The following is an 18,501-nucleotide window of genomic DNA, read 5'->3' as shown; positions in this document are numbered from 1 at the left end:
TTCAAGGTGGCAGGCGGAGGTTAATTTCGACCATGCAGGTACCCGGGCCGTTCGAGTACGAACGGGCGACGAGCGTCGATCACGCGGTGCGCCTGCTCGACAGGTTGGGCCCGTCGGCCCGCATCGTCGCCGGCGGCCAGAGCCTGCTACCGATGATGAAGCTTCGGCTGGTCGACGTCGACTACCTGATCGACATCAACGACCTGCACGGGGAGCTCGGGTACGTCCGGGTCGACCGGAACACCAAGACCAGCGTGGTCCGCATCGGCGCCATGACCCGGCACCGGGAGCTGTACGAGAACGCCGACCTGCGCCGGCTGTTGCCGATCTTCCACGACGCCGAACGGGTCATCGCCGATCCGCCGGTGCGGAACCGGGGAACGATCGGCGGATCGTTGTGTCAGGCCGACCCGTCCGAGGACCTGTCGGCGGTGTGCACCTCGCTCGAAGCCACGTGTGTGATCCGCGGCCCCGGCGGCGAGCGCACCGTCACCATGACCGAGTTCTACCGCGGCCCCTACGAGACCGCCGTCGGGCCGGCCGAGGTGCTCACCGAGATCCGCATCCCGTTGCGTCCCAACGGCTCCAGCGCGTTCGAGAAGGTCGGGCGGCGCGCCGGCGACTGGGCGATCGTGTCGTGCGGCGTGGCGGTCTGGCTCGACGGCGGCGTGATCACCGGCGCCCGGGTCGGGCTGGCCGCGGTCGGTCCGGACACCACCGGCATCCCGGCGGTCTCCCGGGCGGTGCGGGGCCGCGCCCCGTCGGAGGACCTGTACGCGGAGGCCGCCATCGCGGCCGACAACTGCGCGCCGGTCTCCGATCAACGGGGCAGTGCCGCCTACAAGAAGCACCTGGCGGCCGAACTGACCCGGCGGGCACTGCGCCGGGCGGTCGGCCGGGTCACCGCGGCGGGGACCTGACGATGCTGGTCACGATCATCGTCAACGGCGAACCGGTGACCCGCGACGTCGAGGGACGCCTGCTGCTCGTGCACTTCCTCCGCGACGTTCTCGCCCTGACCGGAACGCACTGGGGCTGCGACACCAGCAACTGCGGCGCCTGCGTCGTGTGGCTCGACGCCGAACCGGTGAAGTCGTGCACCGTGCTGGCCGCCATGGCCGGCGGGCACGAGGTGCGCACCGTCGAGGGTCTCGACCGGTTCGGCGAATACGACGCCGTGCAGCGCGGCTTCATGGAGTGCCACGGTCTGCAGTGCGGCTTCTGCACCGCGGGGATGCTGATGACCGCCCGGGCGCTGCTCGACCGCAACCCGGACCCGTCGGAGCCGGAGATCCGGGAGGCCATCTCCGGTCAGCTCTGCCGCTGTACCGGCTACGCCTCGATCGTCCGGTCGATCCAGTGGGCGGCCGCCGAGGAGGCCGGTACCCGTGAAGTTCATTGACAACGACCAACGGCCGATGGGCCACGGGCGGATGCTGCGCAAGGAGGACCCGCGGTTCGTCCGGGGCAAGGGCCTGTTCGTCGACGACGTCCAGCTGCCCGGGATGCTGCACCTGGCGATCCTGCGCGCGCCGGTCGCACACGGACGGTTGGTGAGCATCGACGTCACGGTCGCCGAGGCACACCCGAAGGTGAAACTGGTCGTCACCGGCGCGATGCTGGCACAGCGCAAACTTGCCTGGATGCCGACGCTGTCGCACGACGTGCAGGCGGTGCTCGTCACCGACAAGGTCCGCTTCCAGGGCCAGGAGGTGGCCTTCGTCGTCGCCGAGGACCGGTACGCGGCCCGGGACGCCCTCGAGCTCATCGACGTCGTCTACGAGCCGTTGCCCGTGGTGGTCGACGCCCGCGCCGCGCTCGACGACGGCGCGCCGGTGATCCGCGACGACCTCGCGGGACGCACCGACAACCGCATCTTCGACTGGGAGACCGGGAACCGGGCGGCCACCGACGCGGTGTTCGCGGCCGCCGACGTGGTAGTGCGCCAGGACATGGTGTACCCGCGGGTGCACCCCGCGCCGCTGGAGACCTGCGCGGCGGTGGCCGACCACGACGCCGTCGACGGCGCCCTCACGCTGTGGTGCACGACGCAGGCGCCGCACGCACACCGCACCTTGTACGCGCTCATCGCGGGCCTGCCCGAGCACCAGATCCGGGTGATCTCCCCCGACATCGGCGGCGGCTTCGGCAACAAGGTTCCGATCTACCCCGGCTACGTCTGCGCGATCGTGGCCTCGATGCTCACCGGCCGGCCGGTCAAATGGGCCGAGGACCGCTCGGAGAACCTCACCAGCACCTGTTTCGCCCGCGACTACCGCATGCGCGGCGAGATCGCGGCGACGCGGGACGGCCGGATCCGCGCGATCCGCACCGACGTGCTCGCCGACCACGGCGCCTTCAACGGCGTCGCCGCGCCCTCCCGGTACCCGGCCGGCTTCTTCGGTGTGTTCACCGGAAGCTACGACATCGAGGCGGCGTACGCCTCGATGACGGCCGTCTACACCAACAAGGCGCCCGGCGGCATCGCCTACGCGTGCTCGTTCCGGATCACCGAGGCGGTGTACCTCATCGAGCGCCTGGTCGACTGCCTCGCCCACGAGCTGGACATGGACCCGGTCGAACTGCGGCTGAAGAACCTGCTGCGGCCCGACCAGTTCCCGTACACGACCACCACCGGATGGACCTACGACTCCGGCGACTACGAGGCCACCCTCCGGGAGGCGTTGCGGATCGCGGACTACGCCGGGTTGCGGCGCGAACAGGCCGAGAAGCGCGCCCGGGGCGAGCTGATGGGCATCGGCGTCTCGTGTTTCACCGAGGCGGTCGGCGCCGGTCCCCGCAAGGACATGGACATCGCGGGCCTGGCGATGTCCGACGGCGCCGAGCTGCAGGTGCACCCCACCGGCACGGCCGTGCTGCGGGTGTCGTGCCAGAGCCAGGGTCAGGGTCACGAGACGACGTTCGCGCAGATCGTCGCCGAGCAGATCGGGATCGCACCGGCGGACATCAAGGTCGTCCACGGCGACACCGAGCACACGCCGTTCGGCCTCGGTACGTACGGCAGCCGCTCGACGTCGGTCTCGGGCGCGGCGGCGGTCGTCGCGGCCCGCAAGGTCCGCGACAAGGCGATGCTCATCGCCTCGGCGATGCTGGAGATCTCGGTGACCGACCTCGTCTGGGACGCCGGGCGCATCCACGTCGTGGGCGACCCGAACTCGTCGGTCACCATCCAGGACGTCGCGCGGTGGGCGTACGGCAGCGGTGAGCTTCCCGAGGGGGTCGACGGCGGACTCGCGGCGCAGGTCCATTACGACCCGTCGAGCTTGACGTACCCGAACGGCGCGTACATCTGCGTCGTCGACGTCGACCCGGGGACGGCGGTCGTGACGGTCCGCCGGTTCATCGCCGTCGACGACTGCGGTACACGCATCAACCCCATGATCATCGAGGGCCAGGTGCACCGCGGTCTCACCGACGGCGTCGGGATGGCCCTGATGGAGATGATCGCGTTCGACGACGACGGCAACTGCCTCGGCGCGTCCCTGATGGACTACCTGCTCCCCAGCGCGCTGGAGGTGCCCGACTGGGAGACGGGGTTCACCGTCACCCCGTCACCGCACCATCCGATCGGCGCCAAGGGGGTCGGCGAGTCGGCGACCGTCGGCTCGCCGCCGGCCGTGGTCAACGCCGTCCTCGACGCGCTCCGGCCGTACGGGTTGCGTCACATCGACATGCCGCTGACCCCGTCGCGCGTGTGGGAGGCGATCAGCTCCACAGGGTTACGTGAATCGACGGCTTGAACCGGCCCGGGGTGACGCCGGAGCCGCGCAGCATCGCCTGGATCGCCCGTGGCGTGGTGATGAACCGGGTCAGCTCGGCCCCCTCGGGCGACGCGTGCGGTCCGGTCAGCGTGAGGATGCTCCACGCACCGTTGACCTGAAGCGCCGGCGACTGGATCCGGACCAGGTCGCCGTTCGTGAGATCCTGCGACACCGCGAACGACACGTCCAGCGCCAGTCCCTTGCCCCGCTTGGCCTCCTCCACCGCGGCCGCGTGGCTCTGGAAGATGCGCTGGTGGTGCTCGGGCACGCCGATCGAACGCAGCAGGTTCGGCGTGACGCCGGTGTGCAGCGCCGCCGACGGCCCGAGCAGCCAGGTCTGGTCCCGCAACGTGCCGAGCGAGGGCGGCCGCACGGCCATCGGGTGGTCCGGAGCGACCACCGCGACCACCTGGTAGTTGAGGAAGTGGGTGCTCGCGATCGAAGGACCGACGGTGGCCGGCACCGGCCCGATCGCGGCGTCGACCGAGCGGGTGAGCAGCAGCGACTCGAACCTGCCCGGATCGTGGCTGCTGAGCTCGACGTCGAGGTCGTTCGCCCGGTCGGCGAACAGTTCGATCAGACCCGGAGCCGCGTGCTCGGCGAACAACGACGACGCCGCCACCCGCAGCATCCGGCGCCCGCCGCCGGCCTGCCGGACCTCGATGATGGTGCGGTCCTGCAGGCTCAGCATCTCGGCGGCGCGGCTGGCCAGCCGCAGCCCACCCGGGGTGAACGCGAGCCCGGACGAGGTCCGGATGAACAGCTTGTCGCCCAGTTCCTTCCGCAACTGGCCGACGTGCAGCGACACGGCGGCCTCGGACACCTCCAGGTCGGCCGCCGCCTGCTTCACCGAACCGAGCCGCACGACCGCGGCGAAGGCACGCAGCTGAGTCGGCGTCAACCTTCTCGCTCTCCTTCGTCGCACCGGGAACGCATGTCCCCGCAATACTAGATCCGCAGGTGACGCGCATCCCCGGCGCGTCTTGCACAAAGCCGCCCGCCCGGCGGTGGTCCGCCGGACGGGCGCTGCGGTCGGGTGCGGGATCAGGGACAGTTCGGCGGATACACGACGAAGGTGAGGGTCACCACCGTGCCGGCGGGCACGACGGAACCGGCCGTCGGGCTCTGCCGGATGACCTCGAACTCGTCGTGCGCGCACACCCGGTCGACGGTCTGCCGGAAGCCGAGGCGGAAGCCGCGGGCCAGCAGGTCGTCGATCGCGATGCCAACGTTCTGCCCGACTTCGTCCGGCACCACCACGTTCGCCAGGGGCTGCACCGTTCGGGCCGGTGATGCGGCATTGGCGGTCGCCGGGGCGGCCAGTGACAGCGCGAGCATCGCCGCGACTGCCGCACCGAAAGCGAAAACACGGTTACGCGCAAGGATTCGCATGACGTCCTCCTGAGGTTATGGACTGATCCGCACGGCGACGCTACGAGCGGCCGTTGCATCCCCGTTGCAGCCGGCGGGGGTTCCGTTAGATCAGAAGTTGTTATAACGTTCCGACCACCTAACAGCTGGCCCTCGAAGTGGGAGGCGACATGAGAGTGACCCGTCCCCGGGCACTGTGGGCGTTCCTGGTAGCCGTCGTCGTCGCGGGCACCACCGCGTGCGGCGGCGGGAACGGCGGTGGCGACAAGCAGACGGTCACGTTCCTGACCCACTGGGCGCCGGAGCAGGTCAAGATGCTCGAGGACGCCGCGGCCGCGTACGCCCGAACCCACCAGAACGTCGACGTGCGGATCCGCGCCGTGCCGTTCGCCAACCTGCTGAGCACACTGCGGACACAGGGCGCCTCCCCGAACGGGCCGACCATCGCGAGCATCTACGACCTGTGGCTGCCGGAACTGGTCCGCGACGGGATCGCCGCGCCGGTCCCGGACCGGTACGCCGCGGACCTGCAGACGAACTGGCCGGCCAACCTCGTGGAGGGGGTGACCAAGAACGGCAAGCGGTACGGCTTCCCCAACGAGGTGGACCTCTACGCGCTCAACTACAACAAGAAGCTCTTCGCCGCCGCGGGCATCACCGAGCCACCCAAGACGTGGGCGGAGCTGGAAAGCGCGGCGGCCAAACTGACCAAGCCTGGCCAGCAGGGCTTCGGCGTCATCACCAGCTGGCCGGCCGGTGTGGTGCACCCGTTCGTCTCACTCGTCAACTCCAACGGCGGGCAGCTGCTGTCCGGCACCACGCCCAACCTGACCGACCCCAAGGTGACGGCGGTCGCGGACCTCTACAAGCGGCTGATCGCCGCGAAGTCCACCGACCCGGCGATGAGCCAGGCCAACGCCAACACCACCGGGCCGTACCTGGACAGCTTCGTCAACGGCAAGACCGGCATGATCATCATGGCCAACTGGTGGCAGGGCTCGCTGAAGCAGGCGATGGGTGACCGGTACGCCGACGTCGGGGTCGCACCGATCCCGGTCGGTCCGTCCGGGTCCAAGTCCTCGGCGGTGTCCTACTCGTGGCTCACGACGGTAAACGCCAAGGCGTCGCAGGCCCGGCAGGACGCGGCATGGGACTTCCTGGCCTGGCTCAACGGACCGGAGTCCGGCAAGAACGGCTCCTCGGCGATGGCCGACGTTCTCATGTCGATGGGCATCCTGCCCAGCCGCACCAGCGACATCGCGGCGCACAACACCGCGCTGTCCGAGCCGTTCCTGAAGGTCTACGTCGAACAGTTGGGCAACGCGACGCCGTTCCCGACCGTGCTCGGCGGTGAGCAGATGTCCCAGATCATCCAGAAGCACGTCGAGAACGTGGTGTTCGGCAAGGCCGAACCCGGCAACGCGATGCGGTCGGCCCAGGACGAAGCGGCGGCGGCACTGCAGAAGGCCAACGGGTGACAGCCGCTGTCGCGCGGCGCCGCGGTGTACGGCATCGCGGCGCCGCGACCCTGTTCCTGTCACCGGCCGTTCTCCTCGTCGGCGGTTTCGTGTTCGTGCCGATCGTGCTGACCGCCTGGATCAGCCTGCACGAGTGGTCGATGTACACGCCGATCGGCGACATGCAATGGGCCGGGCTCGACAACTACCAGGGCCTGTGGACCGACGGAGCGTTCCGCACGACGCTGTGGAACACGCTGCTGTACGCCGCCATGGTCGTGGGCCTCACGTTGCCGCTGGCGTTCCTGCTGGCCATGCTGCTCTACTTTCCCACCGTCCGGGGCCGCCGCCTGGTCCGCACGATCCTGTTCACCACGTACGTGGTGCCGACGGTCGCGGTCGCGCTGGTCTGGGGCGCGCTGTACGCGCCGGAGTACGGCCCGTTCGACCAGTTGCTCGGGGTCGTCGGCCTGGATTCGTTCGGCTGGACCAGCGATCCCGACGTGGCGCTGTTCTCGCTCGCGCTGTTCAACGCGTGGCAGATGCTGGGCTACTACACCGTTCTGCTCGTCGCCGGGCTCACCCAGATCCCCGGCGAGGTGTACGAGGCGGCCCGGGTCGACGGCGCGGGGGCGTTCCGCCAGACGACGAGCATCACCATTCCGTTGCTGCGGCGCACGTTCGTCTTCGTCGGGATGATCGCCGTCATCAACGCGATCCAGGTCTTCGACCCGGTCTACCTGTTGACCCAGGGCGGACCGTCCGACTCCACCAACGTCCTGACCTACGACATCCAACGCACGGCGTTCCAGTACGGCCTCGCCGGGCAGGCGAGCGCGATGGCGATGTGCCTTTTGTTGGTTCTCATCGTGGTGATGGGCACGGTCTTCGGAATCCGGAGGGCCTTGCGGTGAAACGGATCGCGACCGGCGCCGCGCTCCTGGTGGCCGCCCTCTTCCCGTTGTTCCCCCTCTACTGGATGGTGATCTCCAGCCTCAAGTCGCCCGAGGAGCTGAGCCGGATCCCCCCGTCGTGGTGGCCGGAGACGCTCACGTTCGACGCGTACAGCACGGTGTTCGACGTGGTCCCCTTCGGGCGCGCGTTCGGCAACAGCCTGCTGATCGCCGGGCTGGGCACGCTGTCCGTTCTGGTGACGAGCGTCGCCGCCGGCTACGCGTTCGCGAAGTACCGGTTCCCCGGCCGCGACACCCTCTTCTGGGCGCTGGTCGCGACGATGTTCCTGCCGGCCGTCGTCACGCTCGTGCCGCTGTACTGGATGATCTCCTCGCTCGGGCTCTCCGACTCGTACCTCGGCGTGCTGCTGCCCTGGCTGGCCAACCCGTTCGGGATCTTCCTCATGCGACAGTTCTGCGCCGACGTGCCCGACGAGCTGATCGACGCGGCGCGCGTCGACGGCGCCGGCGAGGCACGCATCCTGGTCCGGATCGTGCTGCCGTTGCTGCGACCGGCCGTCGTGACGCTCACGGTGTTCGCGTTCGTCTTCTACTGGAACAGCTTCCTGTGGCCGCTGTCGGTGCTCCAGAGCGACACGAAGTTCCCGGTGGTGCTGTCGCTGTCGCAGCTGCTGTCGTACGCGTCGAGCGTGCGGTACCAGTCGGTCGTGCTGGCCGGAGCGCTGGTGGCCAGCCTGCCGACCGTCGTCGTGTTCCTGCTCGCCCAGCGGGTGTTCATCCAGACCATCGCCCGGGCCGGCGAACGGTGACCGCGGTGCTGGGCGTCGACGTCGGCGGCACGTCGGTGCGGGCGGTAGCCCGGTTGGCCGACGGTTCCCGGACGCCCGTGGTGTCCCGGCCGGTGCCGCGCAGCTACCCGGAACTGCTCGACGTGCTCGCCGGTCTGGCTCCGCCCGGCCCGGTGCGGTCCGTCGTGGTCGGGCTCCCCGGAGCCACCGGGACCACCGTGCCGCGCTGGATTCCGGCACTGTCCTGGTTGGACGGTCGACCGCTCGCCGCCGACCTGGCGGCGCGACTGGCCGGCACGCCGGACGTGGTGCTGCGCAACGACGCGCAGGTGGCGCTGCTGGGTGAGGCCAGGGAGGGGGCCGCCCTCGGCCGGACCGATGCCGTGCTCGTCTCGGTGGGAACGGGCGTCGGCGGTGCCATCATGCTCGGCGGCCGCATCGTCGGCGGGGCCACGGGCACCGCCGGCGCGTTCGGGTGGCTACCCTCGGCCGGTGTGACCGCGACCACCGACCACGGGGCGCTGGAACTCGCCGCCTCCGGCCGGGCGCTGGACCGGCTCGCCGGGCCCGGCCGGGCCGGCTCCGACCTGGTCGCCGACGCCCGCGCCGACGACGGCACCGACGCCCGTGCCGCGCGGCGGGCCCTCGACGACTGGGCCGCCGCGCTCGGCCGGGGCATCGCCGCGGTGGCCAGCGTCCTGGACCCGGAAATCGTCGTGCTGGCCGGTGGCCTGTGCGAAGCATTCGACGCGTACGCGGAGCCGCTCCGGGCCGCGGTACGCGCGGGCGCCAGCCCGGCCACCCGGAACGTCGCCGTCGTTCCGGCCCGGCTGGGCGGCCGGGCCGGAGCCATCGGCGCGCTGTGCGCAACCGACCCGCGGGAGGTGTGGACATGAGGCATCGCGCGCTCGATCCGTCGACCGGAGTGCCGCTGCACATGCAGGTCGAAGAGGACCTGCACCGCCGGATCCAGGCGGGCGAGTGGCGGCCGGGCGAACGCATCCCCGCCGAGGAGCAGCTCTGCGCGACCTACCAGGTCAGCCGGATCACCGTGCGGCAGGCGGTGGGCCGGCTGGTCCACAGTGGACTGCTGGTGCGCGAGCGGGGACGCGGCACGTTCATCCGTGATGCCGCGCTGACCGCCGGCGCGCGGCACGTCACGTCGTTCACCGCGGAACTGGCCCAGCTCGGCCTCGTCGCCGGCGGCAAGGTCCTGGAGTCGGCCGTCGTCGACGCCGACGAGGCGACCGCCCTGGCGCTCGGTCTCGACACGGGCACGCCGGTCGTCCGCATCCGCCGCCTGCGCACCGGCGACGGCAAGCCGATCGGGCTGCAGACGTCGTTCCTGCCGGCCGCCCGATTCGCCGGCCTGGAACTCACCGACGTCGGCGAGCGCGGCCTGTACGCCGTGCTGCGCAGCGATTTCGGCACGGTGCCCACGGAGGCGGTCGAGACGTTCACGGTCGGAATGGTCAAGACCCGCGACGCCGCGCTGCTCGAAGTGGCGCCGCGGACGTGCGGCTTCTTCGTGGAGCGGGTCACCTACGACCAGACCGGCGCGTTCGAGCGGGCGACGAGCGTGATGCGCGGCGACCGCTACCGGATCCGGCTCGCGTTGCGCCGTCCATGACCGCTTCCACGCTTTGTCCGTCCACTATGGAGGTTTCGCAGTGACCACGCAGCCCGTCTACACCAACCGCCTCATCGACCTGCTCCGCGGGCTCGCCGACACGCAGAACGACGCGCTCGACCAGGTGGCCCGGCGCTGCGCCGACGCGCTGGAGTCCGGTGGCCTGGTGCACCTGTTCGGCAGCGGCCACTCCGTGATCCCGACGCTGGACGCGTTCCCCCGCTACGGCAGCTTCGCCGGCATCCTTCCGCTGACCGATCCGCGGCTGATGTGGCACAACGTGCTCGGCCCGGGCGGGGTACGGGAGCTGCTGTGGCTGGAGCGCACCGAGAACTACATCGACAAGTTCCTGGCCAACCAGCCGTTGAACGCCGGCGACGTGCTGGTCGTCTACAGCCACGGCGGCCGCAACTCGGCGGGCATCGAAGCAGCCATGTACGCCGGCGATCGGGGCCTGTTCACGGTCGCCGTGACGTCGTCGGCGTCGCTGTCCCGCCCGGCCGAGCACTCCACCGGCAAGCGGCTGGCGGACGTCTGTGACGTCATGATCGACACGGGCGTACCCGTGGAGGACGCCGTGGTCACCGTCGACGGCTGGGACCGGCCGGTCGGTGGATCCTCGACCGTGGTCGCCTGCGTCGTGAGCCACGAGCTGGTCACCCGGACGGCGGCGGTGCTCGCCACGCGCGGCGTCGTCCTGCCGACGTTCGTGTCGCCGACCGTGCCGGGTGCCACGCTGGCCAGCAACGACGAGGTCTTCGCGGCGCACCGCGAGCGGCTGCACGCGGCCGAGGCCCGGGCCATCGCCACATCCGTCCACGACTGAACGCCCGCCTGGCCCAGGAGGCGTGCGGCTTGTAACGTATCGACCATCATCAACCTATTGAGGTGGCGGTGGTTGTCGTGCCTGCTGGTATCCGGGATCTCCGTCCGCGCAGGTTGGCCGCGCTTGCCGTGCTGTCGCTGCTGTCCGGCGTGCTGACCACCGCGGGCGCGCACGCCGGGGCGCCGGACCTACCGGCAGCCGGGTCGGGCGACGGCTGGGTGGGCACCTGGGGTGCCAGCGCCATGGCGCCCTCGGCCCTGGTCTCCGGCGTCCAGACGCTGAACAACCAGACGGTCCGCAACATCGTCCACACCAGCGTCGGCGGCCGGGAACTGCGCATCAGGCTGAGCAACGCGTTCGGCAACCAGGCCGTCGACGTCGGCGCGGCGACCGTGGCCCGCGAGCTCCTCGGCGCGCAACTGGACGCCGACACGCTGCGCGCGGTCACGTTCCACGGCTCGCCGTCGGTGACGATCCCGACCGGCGGCTCGGTGCTGAGCGACCCGGTGCGGATGCCGGTGCCCGCACAGGCCAACCTGGCGGTGAGCCTGTACCTGCCCCGGCCCACCGGCCCCGCCACCTACCACCAGGACCCGCAGCAGACCAGCTACCTGTCGGCCGGTGACCACGCCGCCGACGTCGCCGCGGACGCGTACTCGACGACGCTGGCCACCTCGTTCCTCGTGGACGCGGTACAGGTGCGCGGCCCGGCCCGGGGCACCCTCGTCGCGGTCGGCGACTCGATCACCGACGGCGCGCAGGGCCAGTGGAACGCCAACACCCGCTGGCCGGACTTCCTGTTCCGGCGGCTGGCCGCCGCGCACGGCACCGCGGCGCCCGGCGTGGTCAACGAGGGCATCAGCGGAAACCGCGTGCTCAACGACTCGGTCTGTTTCGGGACGAACCTGCTGTCCCGTCTCGACCGCGACGTGTTCAGCCAGCCGAACGTGCGGACCGTGGTGCTGCTGGAGGGCCTCAACGACCTCGGCTTCAGCCAGGAGCCGAACAGCGGCTGCACGGCGCCGAACACCGAGGTCAGCGTCGCCGCCCTGATCGCCGCGTACCGGCGGATCATCGACCGGGCGCACGCCCACGGGGTGCGGATCTACGGCGGCACGTTGACGCCCGCGCAGGGCTTCGAGTACTGGAACGCCGCCGCGGAACAGAAGCGACGCCAGGTCAACGCGTGGATTCTCGGCTCGCGCGCCTTCGACGGCGTGATCGATTTCGCGTCCGTCCTCGCCTACCCCGGACACCCGGAGCTGCTGGATCCGAAGTACGACAGCGGCGACCACCTGCACCCGAACGACGGCGGATACCAGGCGATGGCCGATGCGGCGTTCGCCGCGCTGGGCAAGCAGATCGGGCGTTGAGGCTACCTATGTGGCCGTGGACCGGACACACTCGATGACCATACACAGTGGACGGTCGAGGAAGTCCCGCCACTGCTGGGGATCCGGGCCTTGCGCCGCCTCGGGCGACAGTTCCGGCGCGCTCCAGCGGATCCGCTCGAAACCGGCCGCGCCGAGGGTCTCGTCCAACCGGGCCCGGGTCCAGTGGTAGACGGTCACCTCCGGGCTACGGAAGCCCGGGACGTTGATGCGGAACGTCAGCGCGTCGCCATCGGTCAGCGTCCGACTCGAATCCAGGCTGATCTCGGCGCCGTACGGCAGGTAGTAGTCGGGCCGGCGGGCCAGGTCCGGGTTGAGCTGGAAGGTGACGAAGCGCCCGCCGGGCACCAGGTTGTCGGCGACGCTGTCGCACATGCCGCGAAGGCGTGCGGCATCGGGAGCGTAGTGCAGCAGATGGGAGCCGATCGCGCCGTCGAACTCGCCGAGCCTCGGCATCGTCGCGACGTCATGCTGGTGGTACTCGATGCCGAGCGGGGTCCGCTCCTCGGCGAGGCGGGCGACCCTGAGCATCTCAGCGGAGAGGTCCACGCCGACGACCTGCCGGGCGCCGCGCTGCCGGAGCGCCCGGGCGTAGGGCCCGGTGCCGCAGGCCACGTCCAGCCAGGCCCGGTCACGCACGTCGCCGACGCGTTTCAGCAGCGAGTACGCCTCGATGTGGGTCCGCCACGGCGCGAGCTGGAAAGTCTGGTCGTACTCGTCGGCGAACTGGTCGTACTCGGTCATCGACGCTCCCCTATTCGACGAACACGATACCGCTCCCCGTCACTGCGATCCCGCGGCCACCAGGATCGCGGTGAGGGGTTCGAGCTCGGCGACCAGCTCGTCGAGCTCGGCGGGCGACAGGGCGTCGTACGGCGGGGCGGCGAGCTCATCGGTCAGGGCTTCGATGCGTTGCTTGGTCTCGCGGCCGGCGTCGGTGAACCGGCCGTCGGCGTCGACGATCCCGCGCTCGCGCAGGCCGTCCATGACGGCGGCCAGCCGCTCCTTGGGCAGGTGGTGGATGCGCCCGAACGACTCCGGCGGGTGAACGCCCATCTCCAGCGCCGACAGCACGTGCGCCTCCGTGCCGCCGATCCGCGCGCCGACGAGAGCCGCGATGTGCCCGTCGCCGCGGTGCTCGCGCAGCATGGTCGCCGAGTGCCACAACCGGGCGACCGGCTCGCCCGGCACCGGCAGGGTGCGCATCCCGGCGTACATCACCCGACCCGCTGTCGGCGCGCTCGTGGCGGCCTTCGTGGTCAGGTCGGCGGCGCGGACCAGGCCCGGGGAGTCGGCCAGCTCGTCGCCGAGGATCCGCCGTAGCGAGGCCGCGCTGCCCCGCTCCCGCGCGGCGACGGACGCCTCGGGCGCGATCGTCTCCCAGGCGCTCGGGATGTGCCGCGCGGCCTCCCCGTCGGCGAAGTTGTAGAACGCGGCGTGCACGACCTCCGCCGGCACCCGCCCCAGCGGCGCGGCACGGCTGGCGAAGTAGCCGTCCCAGTAGGTGCGGTGGCCGAGCGCGGCCAGCTCCTCGTTGCATTCGTCCGCGAGGAAGGAGACCAGGCAGATCGGCTCCAGCAGCTCGAACATGCGACGGGCGGTGGTGGTCATGACGCGGCTCCCAGCTCTGGCGGATGACTGTTCACCCCTGCAACGAACGCGGCCGCCCCGATCCGACACCCTCGCCACATCTTCTTGCCGAACGACAGTGGCGCGGCCCCCCGGTGGGGACCGCGCCATTGTCTACTGTGGATCTACCGGCCGATGTTGACGTTGAAGATCGGGTCGGCGGCGATCTTCTTGAACGACGCCAGCGACTGCGAGGTCGAGTCGATGCGCATGTCGAGGCCCTGCTGGTCCGACGCCGTGTCGAACGCCACCATCGCCTTGATGGCGGGCATGGCCTTCATCTGCTCGACGATCTTGGCGTGGATCTTCGCCTTCTCGGCCGGGCTGCACGCCTTCTTGCACTCGTACACGGCCCACTCGGCCACCATGATCGGCTTGTTCGTCGTCAGGGCCCAGTTGTACCAGCCGTTGAACTTCGACTTACCGGTGGTGCGGTTCATCAGGTAGGTGAAGTCGCCGGCGTGGAAGCCCTTCGGCTGCGCGTTCACGTAGGAGTCAACGGCCACCCAGTCGATGACGTCGTTGCCCGGGTACAGGTCGGCCCACCACGGCGAGTCGTTCCACTTCTCCACGTTCATGTACGCCATCACGAACACGACATTGGTGACGCCGTTGGCCTTCATCCGCTTGATGGTGTACCGGACCATGTTCGCGTAGTCCTTGGCGGTCATCTGCGACTTGGGGTCGGTCGACACGTCGTTCTCCGGCTCGTGGTGCACGGCCATGAAGAACTTGTCCTTGCCGTAGTTGGCCTTGATGTGGGCCGACAGCTTGTCGATCCGGGCATTCTGCTCACCAGCGGCGACCTTGCCCCACTTGGTGTTGTAACCGACCTTCCAGTTCGTGAACAGGATCCGCGGCTTCCCCGTCTCGTTGGCCATGGCGATCTCGGCCTTCGTCGGGAACATCTCGTCACCACGGTGGTAGGTGTGGTAGATGGACGCCGTCCGCCCGGACTTCGCCTCCCACTCGCGCAACGCCTGGTCACGGGGGGTCTCACTGAACCCACCGGCCGCAGCACCCCACAACACGTTGCACGAGGGCACCAACTTCGCGTCCACCGTGCAGTTCGTACCCGGCTTCGCCGGCGCGACGGCCGGGATCGGAGCGGTCTTGCTGGTCGATCCGCTGGTGGGCTCGGCGCCCGAGCCGGCCATCGCCGCGGGGGCGGCGAGGGCGATACCCGCCGAAGCGGCGACGGTGACGACGGCCAGGGAGATGGCACGGCGGGCAACGCGGGAAATGGGGTTCTGGCGGGTGTGAGTCACTTAGGGCTCTCCTCGTCAACATGCTGTCCGGGGCTGGACAACGAGAAGAATGCGGAGCCCGCGTTGATGCCTCGGGTCGCCGTCAGTTGCCGTTGCGGTGTCCACGTTCGGACCGGCCGTTCGCACGGGTTTCCGAACGGTTGCCACCGCTGGCGAACGCCGTCGAGCCGGGCGTGCCAGTCATTGCTGGATGAACGTGACCTGGGTGTTCCTGGCGCTCGCGCTCTTCTCCCACAGCGTCACCGGCGCGTTGTTCGTGTGCGTCTGGTTGCCCTGTTGGTGGACCACCTTTCCCGGGGCCAGCCACGACTCGATGTACGAGTAGCCGTTGGGCGCGGACGTCCGGCGGAAGCGCTCGTTGTTGTACGCCGCGTTGCACGGCCACTGGATGATCGGCCTGCCGTTGAGGTACACGTTGCCGGAGATGTTGACGCACTGCGACGTCGCACGGTTGCGGATCAGGAAATAGCTGCTGTCGGCGGCCCAGTCCAGGTACCAGTGCGTGTTGTGCGCGCCGGTGCACGTGTACTGGGTCAACTGGACGTTCAGCGGTGTCGCGCCCGCCACGTCGAGGCACTTGCCGGAGTGGGCGAACACGATCTCGAACGGGCCGGTGACGGCGGCGGCCGCGGCCTTCTCCTGGATCACCGGCACGGTCACGGCCAGCCCGGCCACGATCGCGGCGAGCAGTCGTCGCAGCATTTTCAGTCCCCCTTCGAGTTCTCTGGTTGGACGTGCGAGGGGAGGCTACGACCGGCTCGTACATGAAACGTATATTCGCCTCGGTTCGACCGCCGTGAATATAAAGTCGTGCGGTATGACGGCGGACCGGCGGCGGCTCGACCCGGCCGCGGCGGAGAGCGTGGCCGACCTCGCCGGGCTGCTCCGGGAACTGCGGCGCAGGCACGCCCGGCAGCGGGGCGGCGGCGAACTCACCTACCGCGAGCTGGCCGCCCGGTCCGGGTGGTCGACCACCGCGGTCGCCGAGTATCTGACCGGCCACACGCTGCCGCCCACCGACCGGTTCGACGTGCTGCTGGGCCTGCTCGGCGCCACCCCGACCGAGCAGGGCGCGCTGGCCACCGCGCGGGACCGCGTCGCCGAACGGCACCGCCGGCCGGCCCACCGGGACACCGGTCCGCGGGCAAGCCTTCCCCGGCAGCTGCCCGGCGACGTCGCCGCGTTCACGGGCCGCGACCGGCACCTCGACACCCTCGACGGGCTGCTGCCCTCGGGCGACGCGGTCGCGATCGTGGTCGTGTCCGGCACCGCCGGGGTGGGCAAGACGGCGCTGGTCGTGCACTGGGCGCACCGCGTCGCCGACCAATTCCCCGACGGGCAGCTCTACGTGAACCTGCGCGGCTACGACCCGGATCGTCCGGTCGCGCCGGCCGACGCCCTGGCCCGGCTGCTCGGCGCCCTCGGCACCGCCCCCGCCGACGTCCCCGCCGACGTCGACGACCGGGCGGCCCTCTACCGGTCGCGGCTCGTCGGGCGGCGGGTGCTCGTGGTGCTCGACAACGCCGCCACCGCGGAGCAGGTCCGCCCGCTGCTGCCCGGGTCCGGGCCGGGCATGGTGGTGGTCACCAGCCGCGACAGTCTCGCCGGGTTCGTCGCGCGCGACGGCGCGCGCCGCGTCGTCCTCGATCCGCTCCCCCGGGCCGACGCGACCGCGCTGCTCGGCGCGTTGATCGGAGCGCGCGCGACCGACGCGCCGGACGCCACCGCGGCGCTGGCCGAACGGTGCTCGCGGCTGCCGTTGGCGCTGCGGCTCGCCGCCGAACTGGCGGTGGCCCGACCGGCGACCCCGGTGGCGGAGCTCGCCGCGGAGCTGGCCGACCGGCAGGAACGGCTGGTGCGGCTCGACGCCGGCGGCGATCCGCGCGCGGCGGTGACCGCCGTCTTCCACTGGTCGGTCCAGCACCTGCCGCCGGCCGTGGCCCGCATGTTCCGGCTCCTCGGCCTGCACCCCGGCACCGACGTCGACGCGTACGCGGTGGCCGCGCTCGCCGGCACCGACCTGGCCGAGGCCCGGCGCGGGCTGGACGCGCTGGCCCGCGCCCACCTCGTGCACCCGACGCCATCGTCGTCGGGGGCCGGCCGGTTCGGCACCCACGACCTGCTCCGCGCGTACGCCGCCCGGCTGGCCGCCGAGGAGGACGGCGGGAACGACCGCCGGGTGGCCGTCGCCCGCCTGCTGGACCTGTATCTCGCGGTCGCCGGCGCCGCCATGGACCGCATGCACCCGGCGGACGCCGGCCAGCGGCCCCGGGTTCCGGCGGTCGCCACGCCCGCGCCCGACCTCGCCGGTGCGGACGAGGCGCGGGCCTGGCTGGACGCCGAACGGTCGAACCTGGTCGCCGCCGTCGCGCACGCCGCCGCGCACGGCTGGCCGGCGAAGGCGGTCGCGCTGGGCGTCATCCTGACCCGCTACCTCGACGGCGGTCACTTCGACGACGCGCTCGCCGTGCACGGCCACGCGCTGCGCGCCGCGACGGCGACCGGCGACCTCACCGGCCAGGCCCGCGCGCTGCTCAACATCGGGGCGACGCACCTGCACCTGTGCCGGCTCGCCGACGCGGGCGCGGCGCTGCGGGACGCGCTCGGCCGGTTCGAGGCCGCCGGCGACCGCCCCGGCCACGGGCACGCGCTGAACACGCTCGCGAAGATCGAGCGCCGGATGGGCAACAGCGAACGGGCGGTCGAGCACCTGCACCGGGCGCTCGCCGTCGGACGCGAGTCGGGGGACGCGGCCGCGCAGGCCCGCGTGCTCGTCGACCTGGCCGCGGTGGAGGCGCAACGCGGGCGGGCCGGGCTGGCCGTCGACCACCTCACCGCCGCCCTCGACCTGGTGCGCGCGGCCGGACACCGGTTCGGCGAGGCGGCGGTGCTGGTCAACCTCGGGCTGGCCGAGGTCGACCTGGACCGCTTCGACGCGGCCGACGAGCACCTGACCGCCGCCCTCGCCGCGTTCCGGGGCTTCGGCAACCGCCAGGGCGAGGCGTGGGCGCTGGCCGACCTGGGCCGGCTGCGGCTGCGGCGCGGCGAGCAGGCGGCCGCCGTCGAGCTGTTCACCGCCGGGCTGGCCATCTTCCGCGAGACCGGCGACCGGGAGGGCCAGGCGTCGGCGCTCATCGGACTCGGCGACACCGCCCCGCCGGCCGGGGCCCTCGCGTCGTACCGGGCCGCGCTGGAACTGGCCGACGGCGTCGACATGGTGTTCAACCGGGCCCGGGCGCACGCCGGCCTCGCCCGCGCGTACCGGGCGCTCGGCGACGCCGCTGCGATGCGGACGCACGCCGCCGAGGCGCTCGAGGGCTACGCCCACCTCGGCTCCACCGCGCCGGAGACCGACGACCTGCGTTCGGTGTTGTTCGCCGATGTTCGGGATCCGGGGCGGAACGCGGGCGGTGGATGAATCATCCCGGTCGACGTCCGTCGATCG

At 71.2% G+C, this 18,501-nt stretch carries 17 protein-coding genes; 11 read left to right on the top strand and 6 right to left on the bottom strand.

The window, feature by feature from the left end:
• Nucleotides 1-32 precede the first annotated feature (32 nt).
• From Vau01_RS22435 to Vau01_RS22425, 3 genes are read left to right on the top strand one after another with little or no spacing between them, the layout of a single operon-like run.
• On the top strand, nt 33-920 hold the full coding sequence (locus Vau01_RS22435; RefSeq protein WP_203995993.1) for an FAD binding domain-containing protein: 888 nt from the start codon (nt 33-35) through the stop codon (nt 918-920).
• Nucleotides 921-922: 2 nt separating this feature from the next.
• Nucleotides 923-1,402, top strand: coding sequence for a (2Fe-2S)-binding protein (locus Vau01_RS22430; protein WP_203995992.1), 480 nt, complete (start codon nt 923-925; stop codon nt 1,400-1,402).
• Nucleotides 1,389-3,761: an aerobic carbon-monoxide dehydrogenase large subunit gene (locus Vau01_RS22425; protein ID WP_239151774.1), complete on the top strand. Its 2,373-nt coding sequence runs from the start codon at nt 1,389-1,391 to the stop codon at nt 3,759-3,761. The genes Vau01_RS22430 and Vau01_RS22425 overlap by 14 nt, the downstream gene beginning before the upstream one ends.
• Here Vau01_RS22425 and Vau01_RS22420 read toward each other — a convergent pair.
• Together Vau01_RS22420 and Vau01_RS22415 are read right to left on the bottom strand one after the other, a co-directional pair.
• Entirely contained in the window at nt 3,727-4,683 is a 957-nt protein-coding gene (locus Vau01_RS22420) for a LysR family transcriptional regulator (protein WP_203995991.1), read from the bottom strand. The genes Vau01_RS22425 and Vau01_RS22420 overlap by 35 nt on opposite strands.
• Nucleotides 4,684-4,826: 143 nt before the next feature.
• On the bottom strand, nt 4,827-5,174 hold the full coding sequence (locus Vau01_RS22415; protein ID WP_203995990.1) for a PASTA domain-containing protein: 348 nt from the start codon (nt 5,172-5,174) through the stop codon (nt 4,827-4,829).
• A 149-nt stretch (nt 5,175-5,323) separates the two neighbouring features.
• Here Vau01_RS22415 and Vau01_RS22410 point away from each other — a divergent pair, with 149 nt between their 5' ends.
• The 7 genes from Vau01_RS22410 (at nt 5,324) to Vau01_RS22380 (ending at nt 12,141) form a co-directional block, all read left to right on the top strand.
• Nucleotides 5,324-6,631 (top strand): extracellular solute-binding protein, encoded by a 1,308-nt coding sequence (locus tag Vau01_RS22410; RefSeq protein ID WP_203995989.1) that lies wholly within the window; start codon nt 5,324-5,326, stop codon nt 6,629-6,631.
• A complete protein-coding gene (locus Vau01_RS22405; protein ID WP_203995988.1) occupies nt 6,628-7,524 on the top strand; it encodes a carbohydrate ABC transporter permease in 897 nt (298 codons plus the stop codon). The genes Vau01_RS22410 and Vau01_RS22405 overlap by 4 nt, the downstream gene beginning before the upstream one ends.
• The gene (locus tag Vau01_RS22400; protein WP_203995987.1) at nt 7,521-8,333 is read left to right on the top strand and encodes a carbohydrate ABC transporter permease; all 813 of its coding nucleotides are present in this window, start codon (nt 7,521-7,523) and stop codon (nt 8,331-8,333) included. The genes Vau01_RS22405 and Vau01_RS22400 overlap by 4 nt, the downstream gene beginning before the upstream one ends.
• Nucleotides 8,334-8,338: 5 nt before the next feature.
• Nucleotides 8,339-9,208: an ROK family protein gene (locus tag Vau01_RS22395; RefSeq protein ID WP_203995985.1), complete on the top strand. Its 870-nt coding sequence runs from the start codon at nt 8,339-8,341 to the stop codon at nt 9,206-9,208.
• Nucleotides 9,205-9,942 (top strand): GntR family transcriptional regulator, encoded by a 738-nt coding sequence (locus tag Vau01_RS22390; RefSeq protein ID WP_203995983.1) that lies wholly within the window; start codon nt 9,205-9,207, stop codon nt 9,940-9,942. The genes Vau01_RS22395 and Vau01_RS22390 overlap by 4 nt, the downstream gene beginning before the upstream one ends.
• Nucleotides 9,943-9,982: 40 nt before the next feature.
• The gene (locus Vau01_RS22385; RefSeq protein ID WP_203995981.1) at nt 9,983-10,768 is read left to right on the top strand and encodes a sugar isomerase domain-containing protein; all 786 of its coding nucleotides are present in this window, start codon (nt 9,983-9,985) and stop codon (nt 10,766-10,768) included.
• Nucleotides 10,769-10,845: 77 nt separating this feature from the next.
• Nucleotides 10,846-12,141, top strand: a complete 1,296-nt coding sequence (locus Vau01_RS22380) for an SGNH/GDSL hydrolase family protein (RefSeq protein WP_203995979.1) — start codon at nt 10,846-10,848, stop codon at nt 12,139-12,141.
• Between the two features lie 6 nt (nt 12,142-12,147).
• On the opposite strand, the gene Vau01_RS22375 is transcribed toward Vau01_RS22380, so the two are convergent.
• From Vau01_RS22375 to Vau01_RS22360, 4 genes are all read right to left on the bottom strand, one after another.
• A complete protein-coding gene (locus Vau01_RS22375) occupies nt 12,148-12,903 on the bottom strand; it encodes a class I SAM-dependent DNA methyltransferase (protein ID WP_203995976.1) in 756 nt (251 codons plus the stop codon).
• A gap of 39 nt (nt 12,904-12,942) precedes the next feature.
• Complete coding sequence (locus tag Vau01_RS22370; RefSeq protein WP_239151773.1) at nt 12,943-13,770, bottom strand: SCO6745 family protein; 828 nt, start codon at nt 13,768-13,770, stop codon at nt 12,943-12,945.
• A 143-nt stretch (nt 13,771-13,913) separates the two neighbouring features.
• Nucleotides 13,914-15,056, bottom strand: a complete 1,143-nt coding sequence (locus tag Vau01_RS22365) for a glycoside hydrolase family 26 protein (RefSeq protein ID WP_239151772.1) — start codon at nt 15,054-15,056, stop codon at nt 13,914-13,916.
• 180 nt (nt 15,057-15,236) lie between these two features.
• Nucleotides 15,237-15,758: an RICIN domain-containing protein gene (locus Vau01_RS22360; protein WP_203995975.1), complete on the bottom strand. Its 522-nt coding sequence runs from the start codon at nt 15,756-15,758 to the stop codon at nt 15,237-15,239.
• A gap of 115 nt (nt 15,759-15,873) precedes the next feature.
• Here Vau01_RS22360 and Vau01_RS22355 point away from each other — a divergent pair, with 115 nt between their 5' ends.
• Complete coding sequence (locus Vau01_RS22355; RefSeq protein WP_203995973.1) at nt 15,874-18,474, top strand: ATP-binding protein; 2,601 nt, start codon at nt 15,874-15,876, stop codon at nt 18,472-18,474.
• Nucleotides 18,475-18,501 lie beyond the last annotated feature (27 nt).

Origin of the sequence: Virgisporangium aurantiacum (genome assembly GCF_016863635.1) — a bacterium.
GTDB lineage: Bacteria > Actinomycetota > Actinomycetes > Mycobacteriales > Micromonosporaceae > Virgisporangium > Virgisporangium aurantiacum.
The sequence above is the reverse complement of the archived record's forward strand: the minus strand, read 5'-3'. Positions and strand labels throughout refer to the sequence as shown.